Source organism: Bradyrhizobium sp. JYMT SZCCT0428, from assembly GCF_018131075.1.
In the GTDB taxonomy this organism is placed as follows: Bacteria; Pseudomonadota; Alphaproteobacteria; order Rhizobiales; family Xanthobacteraceae; genus Bradyrhizobium.
In genome coordinates this window covers 60,874-66,873 of the sequence record NZ_JAFCLS010000048.1, presented here as the reverse complement: position 1 = coordinate 66,873, position 6,000 = coordinate 60,874, and the positions used below count along the sequence as shown (strand labels likewise).

6 protein-coding genes are annotated in these 6,000 nt (G+C 64.6%); 4 read left to right on the top strand and 2 right to left on the bottom strand.

What is annotated here, in order from left to right:
- The first annotated feature begins 470 nt into the window (after positions 1–470).
- From JQ575_RS34985 to JQ575_RS34970, 4 genes are read left to right on the top strand one after another with little or no spacing between them, the layout of a single operon-like run.
- A complete protein-coding gene (locus tag JQ575_RS34985) occupies positions 471–839 on the top strand; it encodes a helix-turn-helix transcriptional regulator (protein ID WP_212037763.1) in 369 nt (122 codons plus the stop codon).
- A complete protein-coding gene (locus tag JQ575_RS34980; RefSeq protein ID WP_212037762.1) occupies positions 826–1,524 on the top strand; it encodes an MIP/aquaporin family protein in 699 nt (232 codons plus the stop codon). Before JQ575_RS34985 ends, JQ575_RS34980 begins: the two co-directional genes overlap by 14 nt.
- Entirely contained in the window at positions 1,521–1,928 is a 408-nt protein-coding gene (gene arsC / locus JQ575_RS34975) for an arsenate reductase (glutaredoxin) (protein WP_212037761.1), read from the top strand. The genes JQ575_RS34980 and arsC overlap by 4 nt, the downstream gene beginning before the upstream one ends.
- A gap of 50 nt (positions 1,929–1,978) precedes the next feature.
- Positions 1,979–3,241, top strand: a complete 1,263-nt coding sequence (locus JQ575_RS34970; RefSeq protein WP_212037760.1) for an adenylate/guanylate cyclase domain-containing protein — start codon at positions 1,979–1,981, stop codon at positions 3,239–3,241.
- Here JQ575_RS34970 and JQ575_RS34965 read toward each other — a convergent pair.
- Positions 3,238–4,449, bottom strand: coding sequence for a multidrug effflux MFS transporter (locus tag JQ575_RS34965; protein WP_212037759.1), 1,212 nt, complete (start codon positions 4,447–4,449; stop codon positions 3,238–3,240). The genes JQ575_RS34970 and JQ575_RS34965 overlap by 4 nt on opposite strands.
- Positions 4,450–4,731: 282 nt before the next feature.
- A complete protein-coding gene (locus JQ575_RS34960) occupies positions 4,732–5,985 on the bottom strand; it encodes an MFS transporter (protein ID WP_212037758.1) in 1,254 nt (417 codons plus the stop codon).
- Between the last annotated feature and the right edge of the window lie 15 nt (positions 5,986–6,000).

Here is a 6,000-nt window from a genome sequence, read left to right as displayed (position 1 = left end):
CTTGCGCTTCTCCGACAGCTTGACACCAGCAACGGGTGCCAGGACCACACGGTTTTGCCGTACGCTCGATCCACGCCATCGTCAGACGTGAGCCCAGCGTCCACCGCAACCCGCCCAACGTCCGTGACGACGGCCGACGCCCTTCTGAGTAGGACGGGATGGCCAGACATATGCATCTGATTTGCCATTCTGGTAAACAGAAATATTTTTTATTTCGGGGCTTGACATGATTTCCGTAAATCCGAACTGATTTGCCCGTCGGGTTGTTTTGTCGCACTTAACCGTCATTGCGAGCGGAGCGAAGCAATCCATGGCACGGCTTGGGGCAATATGGATTGCTTCGCTCCGCTCGCAATGACGCGGAGAGGACGACATCAAATTTGCCCGTCGGGCAACATTGGTGTCGGCAAAGCATCGCGGGTACATCCGCGAGGCTTGACAGGATGATATATATCCATAAATCTGGATATATGGAATCAGAACAAGCCGTCCTCGCGCTCGCCGCGCTGGCGCAGCCGACCCGGCTCGAGGTGTTTCGCCTGCTGGTGAAGCAGGAGCCGGGCGGGCTGGCGGCCGGCGATATCGCCAGGTTGTTGGCGGTGCCGCAAAACACCATGTCATCGCATCTGGCGATCCTGTCGCGGGCGGGGCTGCTGACGGCCCAGCGCTTCAGCCGCTCGATCGTCTACCGCGCCGATCTCGACGCGTTTCGGGCGGTCATGCTGTTCATGGTCAGGGATTGCTGCGACGGACGTCCCGAGATCTGCGCGCCGCTGATCGAAGACCTGACGCCGTGTTGTCCGCCTGTCAGAAAAAAGCGCGCTGATGCAAAAGTTTGATCTTCCGCGCCGCCTGACCGCCGAAGCCCTCGGCACCGCGATCTTGGTCGCAACCGTGGTCGGCTCCGGCATCATGGCGGAAACGCTGACCAAGGACGTTGCGCTGGCGCTGCTCGGCAACACGCTGCCGACCGGCGCGATCCTCGTCGTGCTGATCACCATTCTCGGGCCCATATCAGGCGCGCATTTCAATCCCGCGGTGTCGCTGGTGTTTGCGCTCCGGCGCGAGCTGACGGCGCGCGAGGCGTTGTCGTATGTGGCGGCGCAGATCGCCGGCGGCATCGCTGGAACCATCATGGCGCACGCGATGTTCGCCCTGCCGCTGCTGGATGCCTCGCTCAAGGTCCGAACCGGCGGCGCGCAATGGCTGGCCGAGGCCGTGGCCGCGTTCGGATTGGTTGTCACGATACTCGCCGGCATCAGGTTCAACCGGCCGGCGATCCCCTGGCTGGTCGGGCTTTACATCACGGCGGCCTATTGGTTCACGTCGTCGACGTCGTTTGCCAATCCCGCGGTCGCCATCGCCCGATCTTTCACCAATACGTTTTCGGGAATTCGTCCGACCGATCTGCCCGGTTTCATCGCTGCCGAACTTTTGGGCGCCATCCTTGCGATGATACTGATGGGCTGGTTGCTGCGCGGGGCAGGCGAGGTGACCGCAACTGCGAAGGAAGCTCACACATGAGCGTGACCATCTATCACAACCCGTCCTGCGGTACTTCACGCAATACCCTGGCGATGATCCGGCAAAGCGGCGAAGAGCCCGAGGTGATCGAGTATTTGCAGACGCCGCCGAGCCGCGCCCGGCTGGTCGAACTGATCGCCGCGTTGGGCATTTCCGCACGCGAATTGTTGCGCGAGAAGGGCACGCCCTATGCGGAGCTCGGCCTTGCCGATCCGAAATGGAGCGACGACGAATTGATCGATTTAATGCTTGCCCATCCCATCCTGATCAACCGGCCGATCGTGGTGACGGCGAAGGGCGTGCGGCTGTGCCGGCCGTCGGAACTGGTGCTCGACCTGCTCGACCGTCCCGTCGACTCCTTCGTGAAGGAGGACGGCGAAGTCGTCATATCCGGGAAAACGTAAGGGGTTGCGGCAGGCTTCCGTCTGTCACGATTGCGCGGCATAATGGCGGCATGGAACTCACGCCCCGCCTGCGCCTGATGAACTGGATCGCCCACCAGAGCCTGACGGGCCTGCCCGAGAACGATCTGCTCCGTGGCTTTTGCGAGCGTTGCCGCGCTCATGGCCTGGAGCTGTCGCGCGCAATGGTCATCATTGACACGCTGCATCCGGTGTTCGAGGGCCGCGGATTTCGCTGGAGCCATTCCCAGACCAACGAGAGCGACAGTTTTGAATATGGTTCGAGCAGCGAGGGCGGCGCCGTTGCGGAAAACTGGCGGCGCTCGACATTCTACCATTTGCTTGAAACCGGTGGCGACGAACTGCTGATCGATCTGTCCGATTGCGAAGGCCTCGATTTCAACATGATCGAGGACCTGTCCGCCAAGGGGCACAAGCATTTTCTCAGCATGGTGCACCGCTTCGGCGAAGCCGGCACCATGGGCCAAATGGACTGCTTTTACTCGACATGGGTGACCCGGCGCGACGAAGGTTTTGGCGAGCAGGGGCTCGCCGCCTTGCGCGAGTTGGTGCCGGTGCTTGGGCTTGCGGTCAAATCCGCCGCACAGGCCGAAGTCGCGCGGACGCTGGGGCGGGTCTATCTCGGCCGAGACGCGTCCGAGCAGGTGCTGCGTGGCCGCATTGCCCGCGGCGTCACCGAGCGCATCAACGCGGTGCTGTGGTTTTCGGATCTGCGCGGCTCGACCTCGATCAGCGAGAGCATCGAGCCCGGCCAGATCATCCCGTTCCTGAACGATTATGCGCAGGCCTCGATTGACGCCATCCATGACGCCGGCGGCGAGGTGCTGAAACTGATCGGCGACGGTGTGCTGGCGATGTTCACCAACGAGAACATGGCCGTTGCCAAGCGCACAGCGCTGCGCGCCGAACACCATTTCCGGCGCAATATGGCTGCGGTCAGTGCCCGCCGTGCCGCCGAAGGCGTGGCGGTGACGACGGCCCATGTCGGCCTGCATGTCGGCGAGGTCTTTTACGGCAATATCGGCAGCGATGACCGGCTCGACTTCACCGTGGTGGGGCCGGCCGTCAACGAAGTCAGCCGCATCGCCTCGATGTGCCGTTCGGTCGACCGCGAATTGCTGACCTCGGAGGCGTTTCGCACCGGACTGGACGCAACCGGGCGCAACTATCTGGTTTCCACCGGCCGCTACGCGCTGCGCGGCATCGGCCGCGCGCAGGATCTTTATACGCTCGATCCGGACATTGCGTCGGATGAAGTTGTGGCTGGAAAGTACGAGCGGTATCTCGGAAGCTAGGCCGTTTTGGCGCGCAGCGTATACAGCCCGACCGCGACAAAGGAAAACACCGTCAGCACCACGCCGAGCGCAAACAGCGCCTCACGTGAGATCGTCGCCGCCAGCCAGACGCCGATCGCCGCATTCATCATCTGCCAGAAGCCGACCAGCGCGGAGGCAGCCCCCGCTTTCTCGCCGAACGGGGAGAGCGCCTGCGCGGTGCCCAAGGGGTTGACAATGCCCATGCCGAGCAGGAACACGCTCATCGCAGCCAGAAAAGGCAGGAAGGTCGGGCTATACAGCGACACCAGCAGCATCGCGAGGCTGCCGGCCGCGGCCGCGAACAATCCGCCGCGGATCGAGCGGTCGAGCCCGTAGCGCGGCGCCAGCTTTGTCGCCAGCATGCCTGAGGCGAATACGATCAGCACGGTGCCGGCGAAAAACAGGCCCAGCTGAATCGGCGTAAAGTGCATCGCTTCGATCAGCACGCGGGGCGCGGCCGAGAACATCGCGAACAGTCCGCCCATGATCAGGCTCACGGTCGCCGCCGGTACCACAAAACGTCGATCTGCGATCAGGCCAAGATAGTTTTTGGCAATCGCGAGCGGGTCGAGCGGCGTGCGCGTCGCATGATGGGTCTCACCCAGAACCATGCTGTAGGCGAGCGCGCCGAGCACGGCAAAGGCGGCGACGAGCGCGAATTCGGAACGCCAGCCGAAATAGTGATCGAGCGCGCCGCCGAGCAGCGGCGAGAAGCCAGGCGCGGCCGCCATCGCAATCATGATCAGCGCCATCGCGCGCGCCAGTGCGGCGCCGGAGAACAGGTCGCGCGCAATGGCGCGGGACAGCACGGAGGTGGCGCAGGCACCGGCGGCCTGGACCACGCGGCCGGCGAGCAGGTTGGGCAGGTCGGTGGCGAGGCCGCACCAGACGCTGCCGGCGAAAAATACCGCAAATCCGATCAGTACCGGCCAGCGGCGGCCGTAGCGGTCCGAGATCGGCCCGACCACGAGCTGACCGACTGCGAACACCGCCAGAAAAATGGTGATGGCCGACGTGACCGCAGCGCTTGTGACGTTCAGCGAGGCCGCCATCTGCGGCAGCGACGGCAGCAGGATGTTGGTCGCCAGCGTCCCGGTGGCCGCAAGCGCTGCCAGCACCGCGATCTGCAGGACGGTGGAGGAGGCCTCCGGACGGGGGCTTGCGATCGCTACGGTCTGGTCGGCCATGGAGGGTTCCCGTTTCTCTATAAATGATGTATATCATATAAAGAGAGATTGGAAAGCGCCAACGGGCAGTGGCAATTTAGTTCGTCATGGCGGTCCGATTTTACTTCGTCATGGCCGGGCTTAGCCGTCTGAAGGACGGCGTCGCTTCCGCTCGCCTATGCCCGGCCATCCACGACTTACTTTCGCGGTTGCAGCCAAGGAAGACGTGGATGCCCGGGTCAAGCCCGGGCATGACGAGAACCTTTTCAGAACGCATGCGAAGTCAGTGGAGTCGTTCTCCGCTCAACACGCCCGCAGCGCCGGCCCGTCGCCGACCATGTCCGGCTGCCGCGTCAGCGAGACGGCGGGCGACATCAGGATCACCAGCGCTTGCGCGGCGAAGATCGCGGCCGCCAGATAGAGGCAGGCTTCGGCGCTGTAGAAGCCGCCGACGATGGCGCCGAGCGCGGAGCCAAGCGGGCGGGCGCCATAGCTCATGATGTTGATGGCGGAGACGCGTCCCAGCAGCGAAGGCGGCGTCACCGATTGGCGCAGCGTGGTGGTGGAGATCACCCACAGGATCGGGCCGACGCCGAGCAGGAAGAAGCTCAGGCCCGCGAGCAGCGGTGATGGAACGATCGTCGTCAGTGCCATCACGGTGGCGGCGACGAAACCGGTCACCGGGCCGAGTCCGATCACGGTGCCGAAGGCGAGGCGCTTCATCACCCGCGTTGCCAGGAGCGCGCCGACCACCATGCCGACGCCGTACATCGCGAGCGTGGTGCCGACGCCGGTGGCGGAGAGGCCGAGATGGCGCACGGCATAGGGCACGAACACCGCAAGCAGCAGGAACGAGGCCGTATTGAAGATGAACTGGGTGATGAACACCGGCCGCAGCAGCTTGTGGTGCAGCACGAACACCGCGCCTTCCTTGATGTCCTGCAGCGGATGGCGGCGCGGGGCGGGCGCGCGGGTGGGCTCATAGATACCCGACAGCAGCACCACCGCAATAACAGACAGCGCCGCGGCAAAGCCGAACGCCGGCGCTGCGCCAACCCATCCGACCAGCACGCCGCCAAGCGCGGGGCCGCTCGCAAACGCCACGGTGCGCGCGAGCTCAATCCGCGCATTGGCCGCGGGCAATTGCTGCGGGTTCACCAGCGAGGGCACCAGTGCCGGTGCCGCGACGCTGTAGGCGACCGTGCCGCACACCGCGATGAAGCCGAGCAAGGCCAGCAGCGGCAGCGTCATCCAGCCGAGCCAGATCAGCAGCAGGATTCCGCCGAGCGCCACCGCGCGCAGCGCTTCGGCGCCCGCCATCAGCCAGCGCCGCGAAATGCGGTCGGCGAGCAGGCCGGCCGGTATCGCAAACAGGATGAAGGGGAGCGTCAGCGCGGTCTGCAGCAGGCCGGTCTGGCCTTCGCCGACGCCCAGCAGCAGCACCGCGACGATGGGGGCGGCGGCGAGCGCGACCTGCTCGGCCGATTGCGCGGCGAGGTTGGACCAGGCAAGGCGGTTGAAGGTCGGCGGCAGGCGCGTTGCATCGGCGGCGGACATGGTGCGATTCCCTGA